Here is an 18,060-nt window from a genome sequence, read left to right on the forward strand (position 1 = left end):
AGACTCATTATCAATACAAATGATAATGGTTTTTATTACGTCACTTTATTACATGGGGTTTGACTGCCTTGGCACAATAAGCATACATAGCGATATTTGAGAAAGGGTGGTCGAATAACTAAGAAAATTTTGCTTATTAATAACGCTAAATGATAGGCCGATTATTTGCCTGATAAGCAAAATTATTATAAATTTATTATTGATAATAATTATCGTTTGCATTATTATCTACGCCATTCTACCTCGGTTAATGAATATTAGGGTGTTATGAGTTCAACGGATTTAGACGCGCCACCACTTAAATTGATACTCGCAGCTATTATTATAGTGGTGGGTTTGCACGTGCTGACGGCAGTCGCATTGGTGGCGATCAAGACGCCTGAGATAAAAGTTGAACCAAAAAAAGACACACCACCTATCGAGATAGAGATGGTGACGTTACCTGTCAAAACAGCCGTCCCTGAAGTAGAAAAAGTTCAGGAAGTAACGCCCAAAAAAGCAGCGCCTAAAACAGAGTCAAAACCTGAACCTAAAAAACAAGCACCGTCAAAACCTAAAGTAGCTCCAGTAGTGAAGGCTAAGCAAAATACACCAGAAAAACCGGTGGTAAAAGCCAAAAAGGCTGATATAGCACCTGTCGTAAAAGTAGAAAAAAAGAAGCCGGATATTATTAAAAAAGAGGTGTCGAAAAAGCCAATAGTAGAATCGAAAGTCGATACCTCAATGGCTGATAGTCAACGTGAAGCTGAAGAACGACGTAAAATGCTAGCAGTAGCATCACAAAAGGCCGCTCAAGAAGCCCATGATAGAGCAGTGCAAGACGCTAAGAGAATAGCCGATGCCAAGGCTGCCCGAGAAGCTCAAGCCGAAGCGAATGCCAGAAAAGCAGCAGAAGACAAAGCGGCTAAAGATGCCGCGCAAAAAGCAGCAGCCGCTGCAAGTAATGAACCCGTGAGCTTTACTGCTAGTGCTGCAGACTGGGCATCAGCGCCAAACTTTAGCTTTCCTACTCGAGCCGCTCGTAGAGCATCTTCGGGTGATACATTCAAAGTGGTATTGATATTAAGAGTGAATAAGCAGGGCGGTATTGATAGTGCTCGCGTTGCTCAATCTTCAGGCAATTCAATAGTAGATAAAGAGGCGCAGCGTCAAGTAAGCTCTGGAAAATTCAGACCTTTTACTAAAAATGGCGTGCCAGTCGTCGGTAATGTCACATTACCTGTTACTTATAATGTGCCATAAATACATGGTTATTAGTACCAAGCATCGGCGCAATCGCAAATAATCGAACAATGGTAATAAAATACAAAGGAGTCTGACATGGACTTTATGCAATACTGGCAAATCAGCGACATGGTGACAAAAACGTTGTTCTTTTTGTTGCTTGCTTTATCTATTCTTTCTTGGGTGACTGGCATCATTCGTGTGCTACAAAGCCGCAAATTGGCCGCCAATGTTGCAGATGATTTGAGTCAGCAGATTCAAGTAAAACAGGCTGAGATGATAGCAGCAGATGCCACTACTCGACGTTTGGTTACTGAGCAGATCTTGCTCAAGCATATTGGTCGTTACCGTTTTGCCAGTGAGCGCGGCTTACCTATTCTTGGGACGACGGCCGCAATTGCGCCATTTATCGGTTTGTTTGGGACGGTATGGGGAATTTTTCATGCGCTACATAACATTGGCATGAGTGGGCAAGCGGGTTTGGGACAAGTAGCAGGGCCAGTCGGTGAGGCACTTATCATGACAGGTTTGGGGATCGCCGTGGCGATTCCAGCCGTGGTGTTTTATAACCTTGCAGTGCGTATCAATCGCCGTGTGATGTATCACGCCAACGATAGAGCGCATGACTTATTAGCACGTTCTGCCGAAATGATCGTTACCCAGCAGCCGTTAACGGACAGCAAATCGACTGTTACCCAAGATTCGTTAGCAAAGGGTGTGCACTCAAACACAGCAGATGCTCAGCAAGTGACTCATTATCATAATTCAGCCACGTCGCAGCCTTAACGATTATCCATTGATGGGACAGTCCGTTAGGCGATAGTCAAGCGAGCTATATTGCGAATAACCAAATGTATTGAGAGTAATTATGGCATTTCAATTGGGTGATGATGACAGTCAAAGTATGAGTGAGATGAACCTCATTCCGCTTATCGACATCATGCTGGTATTGATGATTATATTTCTATTGACGGCGACCGTACTGAATCCGACAGTGCCACTAGAGTTGCCGAAGACCAGTGCTGCGTTAAATGAGGCGCCACCAGAGGCTATTCAAATTAGCATCGATAAAGACGCAGGGATATTTTGGGACAGCGATGCGATTAGCATGGAGGAGTTAGAGGCACGGTTACAACAGCAAAGTGCTGGAGGTAAAGACCCTTCTGTACAATTGCGTGCTGACAAAGACAGTAAGTATGACACGGTCGCTCAAGTGCTAGCCGCTGCCAGTCAAGCAGGACTTACGAAGATAGCCTTTGTCAATGAATAAGGCGAGTCTATAAAAGACGTGATTATCATATGATGTTTGCTAGATAGCCAACCATCAAAAAGGTAGCTAATATAACAATAAAACAAAAATAATAAACTTTTCTCCAGCCTCAATGAGTACTTAAACCTCAAATTAAGTACTCATTGGGGTTTTCTTTTTACCAGCCATAGCCAAAGGGATGATAGCCGTAACCGAAGCGCCCAGGCCCGTAGCCAAACGGATAAGGCGAACGTAGGTAATCGAGATCACGTTGACGGATATAGTAGTAACGTCCTTGCGCGTAAGCTTCTTCTAGCTTTTCGATGCCTTCGAGCGGACAAACGGGCTGCCAGTCGTAGCCTTCGCGACCAAGTTTATAAGCATTGAGCTCGGTGCAGTAGCTTTTGAGACCTTGCTGTCGCCCTTGCTCCCATTGTATACGGTTGGGCAGGGGACCACCTACCTTTGCGCAGCTATCAGCATAATGACCGAAATAAGCACCTGAACGCCCTTGTAAGCCATCAGCATAGCCGACTTCTTGCCAGTTGCTTTCCTGACATTGCTGCGGGGTGAGATTTTGCGTCGTTGCACAGCCTGATAGGGTAAATAAGGCAGCGCTTACTAGCGAGAGGGTAAGCCCAGTTTTACTCATGAGTTTATGGACACATTTGCTCGCTAGTGAAGCGGTCGATGAGTTTCGCTTAAGAAGATAATTCATAATAAACCTGCGCGCGTTTAAAATTATGGTTTATCATAGCACTTTTTGATGCTGACAACTTTTTGTATCTCGTTATTATACTGTTTTTTATTCGAGCTAAGTATTTGATCTATTAGCACATATAGCCAAAGCATCGAGATTCGAAAACGCAGGTGGTTGGTGATTATCAACTCATCATGCTTGATTTTTAACGGTTCGTGCTCATTATAAGCTTCTATATAGTAGCCAGTATTCAGACAATCATTTGTTAAACAGCCGCACATTAGAACGCTACTGGTTAGAAAATGACTGGTTAAAAGTTACTGCTCAAACAATCAGTGATTGCTTTTTTATAGTTAGCTAGGCAATCACTGTCTTTGTTGTAGCCTGTTGTATAGATAGTAGTGGTTTTATTTTTTAGTACATTTTTATTTATCCAAAAGGCCGGATCATCATGGGAACATTCATTGGCGTTATCATTGTACTATTTGTATTAGGGAGTATGATGGCGCTCAAACCTAACGGTATCGATCAGCGTTTGGATAAGCTGCGCATGACCGCGCGCCGTTTGCAATTGAATCCAAAGCTGGTGAGCTGTCCTGATTGGATCAAAGGTAAAGACAACGAATATGGGCGTGGAATGTTAGGTCAATACTGTTTAGTGTTAGATGATGTGCAGCTGCCGCACACGCGCTATCAAGTGATTGATGGGCAATGGCGACCAGATAGTAGTTTTGTCGATACAAGCAAAGATGATGTTAAGCTCACGATTCCAAGTGCGATTCGTGCTAATAACAGCACTAATAATACGATTATCAAGAAAACCAATTTTAGCTTGGATAAAGCACCGCTAGACTTGCCAGTCAGTATTGAGCCGTTTGTTAAAGGTTTACTGACTAAGGCCAATAGTATCGTGATTTATTGGGAAGATATCGCTTATGTGCGTCCTTCATCCAATCCCGCTTATCAGCAAAAATTGATTGAAGCAGATTTGTTGGTGCTCAAAAAACAGCTTGAACAATGGGCGTCAGAGATGCAAAAGCGCCTATAAAACGGCTACAAGGTAGAAAATCATTTTTTAATCTCCATTTATAAGCAATATGCAAGCACTTTTGGCAAACTCTCAGTCATTTACAGTTGACAGTGTAATGCTTAGCAGTGTAACGTCTTTATAACTGACTCTTTATCTTATGGTTATTGTTTGTTTTATAAACGTTTTTTTAAGCAGCTATTACTATAATGATTCACCGCGCTACTATAACTCACAATTATAAATTGCCATGCTGCTGTATTTATTCTTACTTTTAATTTACTCATATAATAATGGTGTCGTCACATATGGCAAAAACCGCAACCAAAAAAAGTCCAGCGCCCGCTGCTGGTAATCCCAAAGGCAGTCCAAAGGGCAAGTCTTTGGTGATTGTAGAATCACCTGCCAAGGCAAAAACAATCAATAAATACCTTGGCGATGACTTTATCGTGCGCTCCAGTATTGGTCATGTCCGTGATCTACCAGTTGGCGCAAGCAAAAGTGCAAAAAAACCAACAACGACCAAAAAAGATGACAGTCTAAGCAAAGAAGAAAAAACCCAGCAAGCCTTGGTACGGCGCATGGGCGTCGATCCAGAACATGACTGGGCAGCAGTTTATGAAGTATTACCAAATAAAACTAAGGTTATCAAAGAGCTGAAAGCTTTAGCTAAAGACGCTGACAAAATCTATCTGGCAACGGATATGGATAGAGAAGGGGAAGCGATTGCGTGGCATCTTAAAGAAGTCATCGGCGGTCCAGACAGTAAATATGAGCGTGTGGTTTTTAACGAGATTACCAAATCCGCCATTCAAAATGCCTTTAAGCAGCCCTCCAAACTTGATATCGATCGTGTCAATGCCCAGCAAGCGCGGCGCTTTTTAGACCGTGTTGTTGGTTTTATGGTATCGCCGCTGCTGTGGCAAAAGGTTGCTCGCGGTCTCTCTGCAGGTCGCGTCCAGTCCGTTGCTATGCGTCTAGTCGTAGAAAGAGAACATGAAATTCGCGCCTTTATACCAGAAGAGTATTGGCAAATTCATGCCGATACTCACGTTGCCAGTAGCAAAGAGGACGCTGAGCAAATTGCGATTCGCTTAGAGGCGACCAAGCAAGGCGGCAAAACGCTTAAGCTCGTCAATAAAGAGCAGACAGATAAAGTCTTAGAAATTCTTAACTCAAGTAACTTTATCGTCAAAGAGCGTGAAGAGAAGCCTACGCAATCGCGTCCGAGTGCGCCATTTATCACCTCGACATTGCAGCAAGCAGCCAGCACACGATTGGGCTTTTCAGTTAAAAAGACCATGATTTTGGCACAGCGCTTATATGAAGCGGGTCATATTACTTATATGCGTACCGATTCGACTTTCTTATCTGGTGATGCACTTGCTGCGGTACGTGGCTATATCGAAGACAGCTATGGCGCAAAATACGTACCAGAAAAGCCAAATTTCTACGGCAACAAACAAGGCGCACAAGAGGCGCATGAGGCGATTCGTCCCTCTAACGTCAATATGAAGTCAACGCAGCTTAAAGGGGTTGAGCGTGATGCCATCCGCCTGTACGAGCTGATTTGGCGTCAGTTTGTCGCTTGTCAGATGCTGCCAGCAAAATACTTGTCAGTGAATCTATTCGTCGCTGCCAATGATGTCGAGCTAAAAGCACGTGGTCGTACGTTAGTATTTGATGGTTACACCAAGGTTATGCCACCGGCAAAAACTGACGATACCTTATTACCGGACGTGAAAAAAGGCGATAAATTAATACTAGATAAGCTCGATCCGAGTCAGCATTTCACCAAGCCACCACCGCGCTATACCGAGGCAAGTTTGGTGAAAGAGCTTGAGAAAAAAGGTATTGGTCGTCCATCAACTTATGCGTCTATCATCTCGACCATTCAAGATCGCGGCTATGTGAAGCTTGAGAACAAGCGCCTGTTTGCTGAAAAAATGGGTGATATTGTTACCGACAGACTAACCGCAAGCTTCCCAGATTTGATGGATTATACCTTTACCGCTGCGCTAGAGGACAAGCTTGACCATGTCGCAGAAGGTGATACAGATTGGAAAGATGTCCTCGATAATTTCTATGGCGACTTCAAAACAACGCTTGATCGCGCCAAAGAAAAAGACGGTATGCGCCCAAATGATCCAACTGACGTACCGGACGTGCATTGCGATCTTTGCGATCGTCCAATGCAATTACGTACTGGCTCAACGGGTGTATTCCTAGGTTGTACTGGCTATAATTTACCGCCAAAAGAGCGCTGTAAAGGCACTAAGAATTTAATGCCCGTCGAAGCTTTTGCCAATCTTGATGAGGCAGAAGGTGATGATGAAGCGGCAGAAGTTCGCGATTTGATGGAGAAAAAGCGTTGCCCGAAATGTAGCACAGCAATGAATGGTTATATCGTCGATGGCGGTCTGAAACTGCATGTGTGTGGTAACAATCCTGATTGTGATGGTTATGTCTTAGAAGAAGGCAAGTTCGAAGTGCCTGGCTCTGATTCTCCAACCATTGACTGTAATAAGTGCGATGGACAAATGGAGCTAAAGACGGGACGTTTTGGTCCTTACTTCGCTTGTCAGCAATGTGATAATACGCGTAAAGTGCTAAAAACAGGCGAAGCCGCACCGCCGCGCATGGATCCTATTCATCTGCCAGAGCTGAAATCAACCAAGCACGATGATTACTTTATCTTGCGTGAAGGGGCAGCTGGGATGTTCTTGGCAGCGTCTAAATTCCCGAAAGTACGCGAGACACGCGCACCCAAGCTGGCTGAGCTACGCGAAATCAAAGATAAAATGGAAGATAAATTCCAGTATTTGTTTGAAGGTCCAGATGAAGATCCAGATGGTAATCCAACCATTCTACGCTGGTCACGTAAGAAGAAGGAGCAATATATCGGCTCTGAGAAAAATGGCAAGGCCACACGTTGGGGTGTGTATTGGCGTAATGGCAAATGGGTAGAGGAGTAAGTCTCCTTTACTTTTTATCTTGATGATTGATTGTTAATATATGAGATTCTATATCACTCATATTGTTTTAAGCTATGAAATTTTGAACAATAAAAAACCTCTTAGATTCTAAGAGGTTTTTTTGTGCTATTCATATATGTGCTATCAATAACAGCTAGGTTCATATGCTATTAGTTCTTTTCGATGATACCGCAAGCAACGCGGTCGCCTGCATTACCAGCTGGTTGGCTAGTATAGTCATCAGCACCGCTATGCACGATAAAGGCTAGACGATTAACGCTATATTTACCAGCATCAGCGACAGAAATTTTCTTATTCACATAGTTAATAGTAGCCACGCCATCTGCATTGGCAGTCAGGTTAGGCAAATCACCAGCATGACCATTCATATCATCAGGATTAGAGTGAGGCTTATTGTCAGGATTAAAGTGACCACCTGCCGCTTTACCCATATCAGCACAGCTGCCTGTTTCGTGGATATGTAGTGATACCGTTTTGCCTGGCTGCAAATTCATCAGCTTACCGTAGACTTGTACGCCGCCATCAACTGGACGTAAGAATACTTGACCCACTTCATTTTTATTGCCAGCGACTGCATTGATAGTAGATTTTAAGGCAGGTTGGCTAAGTGGATTGCCAGTTTGCATTTGTCCTTCGACGGTTTGGCAACCCGTCATTACTAACGCTGAACCACATAATAGGGCACTTGCAAGCATTGTCTTATTCATTATTATCTCCAATTATTTTTAATATTTAGTTATTTTTGATAAAAAGCTAACTCTTGAAGGTTTATAGATAAATACCTTTTGATTTCTACAAACATTCGTTAATGTCGTTATCAGTATAGCTAAGGATTAGATATATTTATTCATCAAATGCGCAACAATCGGTTAATAAATGTAAGTATCGTATGGGTTTTAAATTGTTTACGGTATTTTCTTTACTTCGTTTTGCCATACTAAAGTTTCGCCAGTCTCCATCGTTTGCAGTAAATTATAGCGAGACATATCAGTCTGATCGTCTGCTGTTGGCGATATTGATTGTGAAGGTTGCAAACTCAAACTAAGAGTGCTCTGGCTATTACTGATAAGCTTAGCAAGTTCGCCCTCAATTCTATTACCAGTAACACCGCAGCCCATGAGCGTTTGTGGTCCCGAGCCAACTAGCAATGTATAATCTTTCATCAAAATATAAGGACCACCGATACCATTGCAGCTAGAACTAAAAAATGCGTATTGACTATCGTCATACCCTCTAAATTTTAGCGACACTGGAAACTCTGGATGATAAAAATGACCAATAGACTCTCGAGATATTACCTGCCCTTTGTCATTAATAGTATTACGAACGGCGCTAACCAGTCGCCAGTCATAGCGCTCTAACAATGCCTTATCAATAGGCAGTCCAGTCGGTTCTTTAAATGTCCTAGGCGTACCATCAAATGTTAATGTATTGCCATTTTCGATTTTAATGACCAAATTTTTCGATGCCATTTGAGTATTAACGAGTTTGCTTTTTGCGACTGGTAATAGCTCAACATCTAACTTAATAATATTATTATCGTTAGGAAATAACTTTTTGATATTTGTATTACTTACTTTATTTTCAGGAGCATTTTTGCAGGTCGAGGGTCTTTCTCTGAGCTCGCTACCATACTCAAAAGGCGGTGCGGACATCCAGACGAATTTGATAGCAAAATGTTGGCAGCCTTGAAACAAGCTCAATGAACTGGGCGCAATTTCTAAAGTAATCGGCGCGTCAGTGTTAATATTAATAGCGTTACTTTTTTTGTCTTTAACTTGAGTTAACTGCCAATAATAATTACTTGCCCATTGCAGCGTCGTAACTTCATTAGCTGTTTCATCAGCTACCACTACAATTTTTTCTTCCAGCTTTTCAGTTTTTATGATGGGCTGATATGATATTGGAGCAGAAGTGCTAGAGCCAGTCACCATTGAGTTAGCAGGTATAGAATTATCTTTTGCAATATTAGACTGACAACCTATTAGCGTTGCTGGAAAAGAGATAGCGAGCAATAAAGATAGAGTTAAGCGGTTTAAAATCAGGTGGTTTAACATTATAGCTATTACCAAATAAACATTTGTCTAAAATATAGCATAGGGTTTTAACCAGATTGTTTTTTATTTTTGCCAAAAAAAAGCCGCCCATCGTTATGATGAGCGGCTTTCTGATTTATAAGACTGGATTAGTAACTAATCAGATTAATTATGCAATGCTTTGCTTGAGGTTTTATCGACTGTTACTTTCGCAGGCTTAAGCGGAACTGGCATACTGACCAAAGCAACTTTTAATATCTCATCAATCGTTGCCACTGGCTGAATGGTCAGACCAGCTTTCACGTTATCAGGGATATCGGCCAAGTCACGCTCGTTGGTCGCTGGAATCAACACATGCTTGATACCACCTCGATGAGCAGCTAGTAGCTTCTCTTTGAGACCACCGATACGCAGGATTTTACCTCGCAGAGTAATCTCGCCTGTCATGGCGATATCTGGGCGAATGGCAATACCCGTTAATGCTGAAACCAGCGCTGTGGTTAGCGCACCACCAGCCGATGGACCATCTTTCGGCGTGGCACCTTCAGGCATATGCACGTGTACGTCAGTAGTCTTAAAGGTCTCGTAATCAATCCCTAAGCTATCACCGCGAGCACGGACCACGCTCATTGCTGCACGAATCGACTCTTTCATCACATCGCCGAGTGAACCGGTAAAGCTTAGCTCGCCTTTACCTTTCATCGCCACTGCTTCGATGGTTAATAGCTCGCCACCGACTTGCGTCCAAGCAAGACCCGTAATACGACCAATCTCAGGCTCTTCTTCTGCTAGACCGTAGTCGTACTGATGGACGCCTAGATAGTCATCGATGTTTTTGTCATCGACCACGACCAGCTGACGTTCTGCTTTCTTCGGAGCACGTGCGCCATGCGTTTCAACCGAACCGCGAACCACTTTACGGCAGATTTTATTCACTTCACGCTCAAGGTTACGGACACCAGCTTCACGCGTATAGCTACGCACGATGCTATGTAATGCCGCTTCTACAATCTCAATCTCGCCTTCTTTGAGACCGTTATTCTTGATCGCTTTTGGCACAAGATACTTCTGCGCGATATTGACCTTTTCTTCTTCGGTATAACCCGGTAGACGAATGACTTCCATTCGATCAAGCAGTGCCGCTGGAATATCCATGCTGTTGGCAGTACAGATAAACATCACTTGCGATAAATCTAAGTCCATATCTAAATAATGGTCGTTAAAAGAATCGTTCTGTGATGGATCTAACACTTCAAGCAACGCTGATGCTGGATCACCGCGGAAGTCTTGCGCCATTTTATCGATTTCATCTAACAAAAACAGCGGGTTTTTAACTTCAACTTTGGCCAGCGATTGAACAATTTTACCCGGCATCGCACCGATATAAGTACGGCGATGACCACGGATTTCCGCTTCATCACGCACGCCGCCAAGCGCCATACGTACAAATTTACGACCAGTCGCACGGGCAATCGACTCGCCTAATGAGGTTTTACCAACACCTGGAGGACCGACCAAACAAAGAATCGGACCGCGCAGTTTTTTCACTCTTGATTGCACGGCGAGGTATTCTAAGATGCGATCTTTCACATCTTGCAAGCCATAATGGTCTTCATCTAAGACGGTTTTGGCTTTTTCTAAATTGATCGAAACCTTGGTTGTGGCATTCCACGGTGTGTCCAAAATCCATTCAATATAGTTGCGTACGACTGACGATTCACTTGATGCTGGTGGCATCATCTTGAGCTTTTTCAGCTCTTGATCCGCTTTTTTACGCACATCTTCTGGCAAGTCAGCATCTTCTAGGCGCTGCTCTAGCTCAGCCACATCATCTTCGCCATCAAACGCACCGTCATTCATATCCGACAGCTCATTTTTAATGGCTTTCATCTTCTCGTTTAAGAAGTATTCGCGCTGATTGTCTTCCATTTGCTGACGGACAGCTTCTTGGATATCTTGCTCGATATTTTGTTCAGCACTCTGCTTAACTAAATATTCGGTTAAGGTATTGATATGGGTTTTAAGGTCATCATTTTCTAAGAATGATTGCTTAATATCTAAATCCATCGACACACGGGTCGAGATGAAATAAACCAGCTCAAGCAAGTCATCGATACGTTTTGCCACACGAGTCAGCTCGCGAGCATTACGCAGACGCGCATCCGCATAGCTTTCAAACAATGTGGTTAATGCTTGAATCGTATTTTTCTGCTGGCTCTCATCCATACTGACATCAAGGTCAGCACGCTCAAAGCTTGCCATTAATAATGTGTCGTGATTTTCTATATTATCAACGCGCGCACGATATTGACCTTCGATCAATACTTTGATGCAATTCTCATCACTGTCATGCGGCATGGTACTGACGATGCGGCAAACCGTACCGTATTGATACAAGTTATCTTGATCGATGTCTTCAGTCAGTGAGTCTTTTTGTGCCACGACCAAGACTTTATTGCCGTACTCAGCCTGTGCCAATTCAACGGCTTTTACCGATGGCTCACGACCGACGAACAAGGCAATCTGCATGTGCGGATAAACGACAACATCGCGCAATGCCAGTAGTGGTAAATAGTTTTCTGTACCGTCACCTTTTATACTATCGTCTTTCGCGTCATCGTCTTCAACAGTGTTGTCCTTGTCATCATTATCTTTATCATCACTATTTTTGCTATCACCATCTTCAAAGCGATCAGCTGTTGCAGCTGTATCACCTGTCGTATCGTCAGGCGCGCTGTCTCGCTCTTGATCATCAGCAACAGTAGATGAAACGTCGACATCGATGTCGATATTGTCTTGGGCAATTTTATGTTCACTCATATATTCTTCCTCGTTCACCAGACTTGTAAAGTCAAGTTCGTGGTTCATGTTTAGATAAATGGTGCTCACCGATAAAATTGCAAGGCTTGTAGGCAAAGTCACACGCTTATCTGCGCAAAATAGTTATATCTATCTAAAGACTGCGAGTCATATTGTTATTCATAATTTTAAATATTAGCTGACATTCAATGTATACCCAGCATGGGTAAGAAGTGCGTAGCTAACACCTATTGGGTTCTGTGCGTAGGATTTGTGTGCGAAATAAGGTAAACTGACGCGCGTCTTAAACGGTGGTTTTAGCGTCAAGCGGTTTAGAGGCAAGGGTGATATCTATCGTCCATGAGATATTAATAGGTCTTAATCAGGCTATAGCAGACAGAATAAGAGGCAATATATGACCATCAATGCGGTACTGCTGGCAGTCATCATCATGCTAGGGCTGTCTTTGGCGCGTGTACACGTGGTACTCAGCTTATTAATCGGTGCGCTGGCAGGCGGACTCATCGCTGGTTTGGGTATGACCGATACTTTGAATGCTTTTCAAGAAGGTATCCGAAATGGCGCACAAATTGCGCTGTCATATGCGCTGCTTGGGGCTTTTGCAGTGGCGATTGCGCATTCAGGATTGCCACAGTCACTAGCAGGGGCAGTGATCAAACGCATTGATGCGGGCGGCACCAGTGGCATGATCAAATACATGCTGTTTGCAGGTTTAATCACCATGAGCTGCTTTAGCCAAAACTTAATTCCCATTCATATTGCCTTTATTCCATTGCTAGTACCGCCATTATTACTCGCTTTCAATCGCATGCACATCGATAGACGTTTAATTGCTTGTCTACTGACTTTTGGTCTTGTGACTACTTACATGTTTATTCCGTATGGCTTTGGCGATATTTATCTCAATCAAATCATGCTGAAAAACGTCGGTGAAGCAGGCATTGATATCAGTAACATCTCGGTCACAAAAGCCATGGCAATTCCGGCTTTGGGTATGTTTGTAGGCTTGCTCGTCGCCGTATTTATCAGCTACCGTAAACCGCGCCAGTATCAGCAGCTAGCAATTGATAAAGCTGCGCATGATGAGGTGTTAGAGGGTGACGCGTTAAGCAAAACCGCGGCTGGTGCGCAAACACAAAGCAAGATGAAAACGTTGGTGGCGCTTGCCGCGATTGTGACGGCATTTGTGGTGCAGATGTATACCGACTCACTTTTGCTTGGCTCAATGTTTGGCTTTGGCGTCTTTATGGCGACGGGCGTCGTTAAATGGAGTGAAGCCGATACAGTCTTTAACGACGGTATCAAACTGATGGCGATGATTGGCTTTATTATGATTACGGCGCAGGGCTTTGCCGAAGTTATGAAAGCGACAGAGCAGATTCAGCCCTTGGTTGATGGTGCTGCGTCATTATTCGCAGGTAATAAAGCGATAGCCGCATTTATTATGCTATTAATTGGTTTAATTGTGACGATGGGTATTGGCTCGTCTTTCTCGACCATTCCTATCTTGGCCGCGATTTATGTGCCGCTGTGTATCTCTTTAGGGTTTTCGCCATTGGCTACTGTGGCGATTATCGGTACGGCTGGCGCGTTGGGCGATGCAGGTTCTCCAGCATCAGATTCGACTCTTGGACCTACTTCTGGTCTAAACATCGACGGTCAGCATGACCATATCAAGGACAGTGTGGTGCCGACATTCTTGCATTACAACATTCCATTATTGATATTTGGTTGGATTGCGGCGATGGTGTTGTAGGCTATCAAAGTTAAGTAGAGATTGGTGTAGGCTGGGTTTTTAACCCAGCTTTAAAATATCAATTACCTTGTTATTAAACTGATTCTATACGAAAAAATCGCCTTAAAACAAATAAACAGACCTGCCAAAAGCAAAGCAATAAAAATAGTAAAGAGGACAAAAACGTCCAAAAAATCATCCCACCTAATGACGGCGGTGCATGCATCGCCATCATACCGGAACCAAATAAAAATAAAATGCTAGTCCCCAGCATAGTGAAAAACTTCCAGCGACTATCCATATATACATCCATAGTCACCAGTAAGCTTAAATGAAACAGCATTCCTATTATTAATATAACGACTAATTCTATAGGATAGGGATGCGGAAGAGGAATATTCTGAACGTGAAGTAAATAGGGGTCTGTGCTAAAACCTAAAGTGATAATAAGACCGACGAAAATGATCCACAAGATAGCAAAAACTACCCTTAGTGGTTTTGAGCGAAAGTAGCTCATTGTTGTCTTTGCAAATCCTCTATGGGTATTTATTGTCATTTTCAAAATCTTTTATCCCATCATTCAAACCACGCAAAAACGCATCACTTTGCGCGAGCAACTCATTCAAGCGTTCTTCATTGACTAGCCGTGTCATCTCATCAGAGCTAAAAGGTTGCTCTTGACTGTAGTAACGCAACTCTCTAGCGTCCTCGTTACCTAACGTTTGCAAATACTCATCTACATTTTCAGCGCTAGAGTTTTTTTCAGATTGTTTATCGTTTTTCATCAAAACCACCTTATGCCGCTTGGTGTAATTAAGCCATCTAGTGGCACATCCCACGGTTGCCGCTGTAATTGTTCGACTACTTGGAAGTCATAACACCAGCCGATCTTTAATGGTTTTTTTGCCCCTGACCGATAGTTTTTGCCAAGGGTCGTATCATAAAAGCCGCCACCCATGCCCATACGATTGCCGTTGAGGTCTACTGCCACGAGCGGACAGATAATGACATCCAATTCTCGTGCCCAAAGTAATCGGCGATGATGGTTTTGTTTCATGCCTAAGCTATGAATGCGCGTCGGTACATTTAAAAGTTTCGACTGATAAATAGGTACAAAGCGCAGCTGTTTATCCATATTACCCTTATCATCGCGACCGACCGAGCCAACTACTGGCAAGTAAGGAAAATAGCCTAAGCGTTGACACCAATCCAATAGTGGCTGAGTAGGTAATTCGCCAAATCCATCGTAATATAAGCCAATACGCGCACGCGGTGCTAAGCGCTGTTGCAACTTAACTAAATGCAAACTTGCCATGCGCGCGTAATGTCTACGTTCGCCAGCCGTTAATTGGCGACGCTGGCGGGTAAATTGCCGTCTCGGCGGATTGCTAACGGTAGATGTCTGAAACTCAGAATGTTTTAACTCAGGATGCATAGATAGACTATCCAATAATGTATTAAATTGATGATGGCTGTTGCTTTTAGAGAGCTGCAATGGCTATTTGTGAATATTCAACACGGTCTAGTCATGCTATCATAACGCCACTTTACAGCGTATTTTCCTTTATGTGCAGCGTGTGTTGCACTTTTTTCAAAGCAGCTATACAACAAACCATCAAAGAGGGTAGTTATGTCGACACAGAATCAGGCAACTCGTACCGAAAAAGATACCATGGGCAACGTGGAAGTTCCAGCTGACGCTTATTGGGGTGCGCAAACACAGCGTAGCCGTGAGAACTTTAAAATCGGTGGCGAGACGTTGCCGCGTCCAATGATTGAAGCAATGGCACTGGTCAAAAAAGCTGCTGCGATTACCAATGCTAGCCTAGAGCGTATCGAAGGCGACAAGCGTGATCTCATCGTACAAGCTGCTGATGAAGTCATCAACGGTGGCCTAACGGATCAGTTTCCGCTAGTCGTTTGGCAGACGGGTTCTGGTACCCAGTCAAACATGAATATGAACGAAGTATTGGCCAACCGTGCCAACGAAATTGCTGGCAATGAGCGTGGCAGCTACACGCCAATTCATCCAAATGACCATGTCAATCATGCTCAATCTACCAACGACAGCTTCCCAACAGCAATTCGTGTTGCCGCTGCGCGTGAAATTAACAGCTTATTGATCCCTGCGGTAAAAGCACTACGCGACACATTAGCGGCTAAAGCGAAAGAATTCGATAGCATCGTAAAAATCGGTCGTACGCATTTACAAGATGCTACTCCATTAACGTTAGGTCAAGAATTCAGCGGCTATGTTAGCCAACTTGACCACTCATTGACTCGTATTGATAATGCACTACAAGGTCTATATGAATTGCCATTAGGTGGTACTGCGGTTGGTACGGGTCTAAACGCCCATCCTGATTACGCGGTAAAATCAGCTGAGCAATTATCAACCTTAACTGGTCTACCGTTTGTTACTTCACCAAATAAGTTTGAAGCACTAGCGGCTCGTGATGCTGAAGTATTTGCTTCTGGCGCACTAAAAACCCTAGCGGGTAGCTTGAATAAAATCGCTAACGACGTACGTTGGTTAGCGTCAGGTCCTCGTTGTGGTCTAGGCGAATTGACGATTCCTGAAAATGAGCCAGGCTCATCTATCATGCCGGGTAAAGTAAACCCGACCCAATCAGAAGCAATGACCATGGTTGTCGCTCAAGTGATGGGTAACGATGTCACTATCAGCATGGCAGGCGCTTCAGGTAACTTTGAGCTAAACGTTTATAAGCCAGTAATTGCCTTTAACTTGTTGCAATCTATCAAGTTGCTTGGCGATGCTTGCAACAGCTTCAACGAAAACTGTGCCGTTGGTATCCAGCCAGTAAAAGACAAAATTGATGACTTTTTGCATAACTCATTGATGCTAGTGACTGCGCTTAATCGTCATGTTGGTTATGAGAATGCTGCGAAAATTGCCAAGACGGCTTATAAAGAAAACAAAACCTTGAAGCAAGTTGCAGTTGAGCTAGAATTGCTAACTGAAGCGCAGTTTGATGAGTGGGTTATTCCTGCTGATATGGTAAATCCTAAGTAAGCAGTAGACCAAATGATGAACTGCTACGGTGTCAGACTTGCTTAATGTATGAGCAGTACCATTTGCACTCGTCTTTCTTGTAGCAGCGTCATATTTGTTCCACTGAGAATTTAGAAATAAAAAAGACCTTGTCACGTCATGTGGCAAGGTCTCTTTTTGGTCTTGGATTTATTCTAAAACTATCTGCGTTTAACTAATATAAATTGAGTCAATATGAGTTTTCATACATGATTGTATTTGGAAGTATATTCATTGCTGTGCTCGTTCAGAATGGTAAACTATCTTTTGCTAGCGCTCTAATATATTGCAAACCTTCGTTTGTAAAGCTCCCACTATCATCGATTATCCCGTATTTAAATAATAATTTTTGAGTAGATGCAGAGTACATTCTTCTATCAAAAATCAGTATGTTTCTGAGAAGTTCTATTGGTAAATCGGCAACGCGATGAATAGGAATATCGCTAGACTCTAAAATGTTAAAAACAATTTTTCTCATAGAAGGTGGTACTTTATTAATTAAGGTACTTTCTATTGATCTTTCGTTGTTCTGGATTTTGTGTTTAAGAAATTTAAGTTCTTTAGTTAAATTTAAGATTTCGCGTTCTTTACTTTGAAGGCTATGAAGCACTTCTGTTTTTTCGTCTTCGCTCAATTTTGTTTGGTCAATAAGATCCGATAAAATCTGGTTTTTTTCTGCAATCTCTTTTTCCAATTCAATTTTACTAGCATCTATTTCTTCAGAACTACCTATGCTACCTTGGAAGCTGTCTCTAAGACCTGAATAACCTTCATCTAGATTTTTTAGCCTCGCTCCGAATCCAGCCTCTATGCGTCCAAGTATTTCTGAAATGTCCTTTGTGAATTTAAAGGTGTTATCGTAAAACCTATTGCTTGTGTCTGTTGCCTTAAAATAAAGGGCTACAGACATAGAAATCGCAAAAATTGCAAGTATTAAAGAGAGTAGGTCTGTGAAACTGAAATTAAAGTTTGAGAAGTCTAGGTTAGCGTCAATAGTAGCTATCTTGTACGACACCAAAGCCGTTAATATAATCGCTATTGCTATCTTTGCCCAGCTTTCCCTGTTTTTTATTTCTTCTGAAAAAGAATAAGGTTCTGGTACTACAGGTTTTTCTCTTTTAGATATTAAACCATTTTTTTCTTGTTCGTCTTCCATAAGTTGTCTTATTTTTTAGAGTCTGACTATTAGCCATGATTTTTGAGAGATTAGTTAAATTTCAT

At 42.8% G+C, this 18,060-nt stretch carries 15 protein-coding genes; 7 read left to right on the forward strand and 8 right to left on the reverse strand.

Annotated elements, in window-relative coordinates; genetic code table 11:
- The first annotated feature begins 267 nt into the window (after positions 1-267).
- The 3 genes from JMW94_RS01110 (at position 268) to JMW94_RS01120 (ending at position 2,494) form a co-directional block, all read left to right on the forward strand.
- On the forward strand, positions 268-1,242 hold the full coding sequence (locus tag JMW94_RS01110; RefSeq protein ID WP_201599932.1) for an energy transducer TonB: 975 nt from the start codon (positions 268-270) through the stop codon (positions 1,240-1,242).
- A gap of 78 nt (positions 1,243-1,320) precedes the next feature.
- Complete coding sequence (locus JMW94_RS01115) at positions 1,321-2,010, forward strand: MotA/TolQ/ExbB proton channel family protein (protein ID WP_201599933.1); 690 nt, start codon at positions 1,321-1,323, stop codon at positions 2,008-2,010.
- 82 nt (positions 2,011-2,092) lie between these two features.
- Positions 2,093-2,494, forward strand: coding sequence for an ExbD/TolR family protein (locus JMW94_RS01120; RefSeq protein ID WP_045444454.1), 402 nt, complete (start codon positions 2,093-2,095; stop codon positions 2,492-2,494).
- Positions 2,495-2,651: 157 nt separating this feature from the next.
- Here JMW94_RS01120 and JMW94_RS01125 read toward each other — a convergent pair whose 3' ends face one another.
- Positions 2,652-3,125, reverse strand: coding sequence for a DUF2799 domain-containing protein (locus JMW94_RS01125; RefSeq protein WP_201599935.1), 474 nt, complete (start codon positions 3,123-3,125; stop codon positions 2,652-2,654).
- Positions 3,126-3,624: 499 nt separating this feature from the next.
- Here JMW94_RS01125 and JMW94_RS01130 point away from each other — a divergent pair, with 499 nt between their 5' ends.
- Together JMW94_RS01130 and topA are read left to right on the forward strand one after the other, a co-directional pair.
- Entirely contained in the window at positions 3,625-4,221 is a 597-nt protein-coding gene (locus JMW94_RS01130) for a hypothetical protein (protein WP_201560366.1), read from the forward strand.
- Between the two features lie 287 nt (positions 4,222-4,508).
- Positions 4,509-7,175 carry a type I DNA topoisomerase gene (gene topA, locus JMW94_RS01135; protein WP_201599937.1) on the forward strand — a complete coding sequence of 889 codons (2,667 nt, stop codon included), beginning with the start codon at positions 4,509-4,511 and terminating at the stop codon, positions 7,173-7,175.
- Between the two features lie 170 nt (positions 7,176-7,345).
- Here the strand turns inward: topA and JMW94_RS01140 are convergent, their stop codons facing one another.
- The 3 genes from JMW94_RS01140 to lon all read right to left on the reverse strand — a co-directional run bounded on the left by JMW94_RS01140 (position 7,346) and on the right by lon (position 11,830).
- Positions 7,346-7,903: a superoxide dismutase family protein gene (locus tag JMW94_RS01140; protein ID WP_045444459.1), complete on the reverse strand. Its 558-nt coding sequence runs from the start codon at positions 7,901-7,903 to the stop codon at positions 7,346-7,348.
- A gap of 198 nt (positions 7,904-8,101) precedes the next feature.
- A complete protein-coding gene (locus JMW94_RS01145; protein WP_201599939.1) occupies positions 8,102-9,253 on the reverse strand; it encodes a hypothetical protein in 1,152 nt (383 codons plus the stop codon).
- A gap of 144 nt (positions 9,254-9,397) precedes the next feature.
- Positions 9,398-11,830, reverse strand: coding sequence for an endopeptidase La (gene lon / locus JMW94_RS01150; RefSeq protein WP_201600313.1), 2,433 nt, complete (start codon positions 11,828-11,830; stop codon positions 9,398-9,400).
- A gap of 616 nt (positions 11,831-12,446) precedes the next feature.
- Here lon and JMW94_RS01155 point away from each other — a divergent pair.
- Positions 12,447-13,808, forward strand: a complete 1,362-nt coding sequence (locus tag JMW94_RS01155; RefSeq protein ID WP_201599941.1) for a Na+/H+ antiporter family protein — start codon at positions 12,447-12,449, stop codon at positions 13,806-13,808.
- Between the two features lie 73 nt (positions 13,809-13,881).
- Here the strand turns inward: JMW94_RS01155 and JMW94_RS01160 are convergent, their stop codons facing one another.
- Genes JMW94_RS01160 through JMW94_RS01170 form a run of 3 tightly spaced genes read right to left on the reverse strand, consistent with a single transcriptional unit; the run spans position 13,882 to position 15,222 of the window.
- A complete protein-coding gene (locus JMW94_RS01160) occupies positions 13,882-14,343 on the reverse strand; it encodes a hypothetical protein (protein ID WP_201599943.1) in 462 nt (153 codons plus the stop codon).
- Positions 14,324-14,572: a hypothetical protein gene (locus JMW94_RS01165; protein WP_201599946.1), complete on the reverse strand. Its 249-nt coding sequence runs from the start codon at positions 14,570-14,572 to the stop codon at positions 14,324-14,326. Before JMW94_RS01165 ends, JMW94_RS01160 begins: the two co-directional genes overlap by 20 nt.
- Positions 14,572-15,222, reverse strand: a complete 651-nt coding sequence (locus JMW94_RS01170) for a 5-formyltetrahydrofolate cyclo-ligase (RefSeq protein ID WP_201599948.1) — start codon at positions 15,220-15,222, stop codon at positions 14,572-14,574. Before JMW94_RS01170 ends, JMW94_RS01165 begins: the two co-directional genes overlap by 1 nt.
- Positions 15,223-15,417: 195 nt before the next feature.
- Here JMW94_RS01170 and fumC point away from each other — a divergent pair, with 195 nt between their 5' ends.
- Positions 15,418-16,821, forward strand: a complete 1,404-nt coding sequence (gene fumC, locus JMW94_RS01175) for a class II fumarate hydratase (RefSeq protein WP_201599951.1) — start codon at positions 15,418-15,420, stop codon at positions 16,819-16,821.
- Positions 16,822-17,086: 265 nt separating this feature from the next.
- Here fumC and JMW94_RS01180 read toward each other — a convergent pair whose 3' ends face one another.
- Positions 17,087-17,995, reverse strand: coding sequence for a hypothetical protein (locus tag JMW94_RS01180; protein WP_201599953.1), 909 nt, complete (start codon positions 17,993-17,995; stop codon positions 17,087-17,089).
- Between the last annotated feature and the right edge of the window lie 65 nt (positions 17,996-18,060).

It is taken from the genome of Psychrobacter immobilis, from assembly GCF_904846185.1.
Taxonomy (GTDB): Bacteria; Pseudomonadota; Gammaproteobacteria; order Pseudomonadales; family Moraxellaceae; genus Psychrobacter; species Psychrobacter immobilis_B.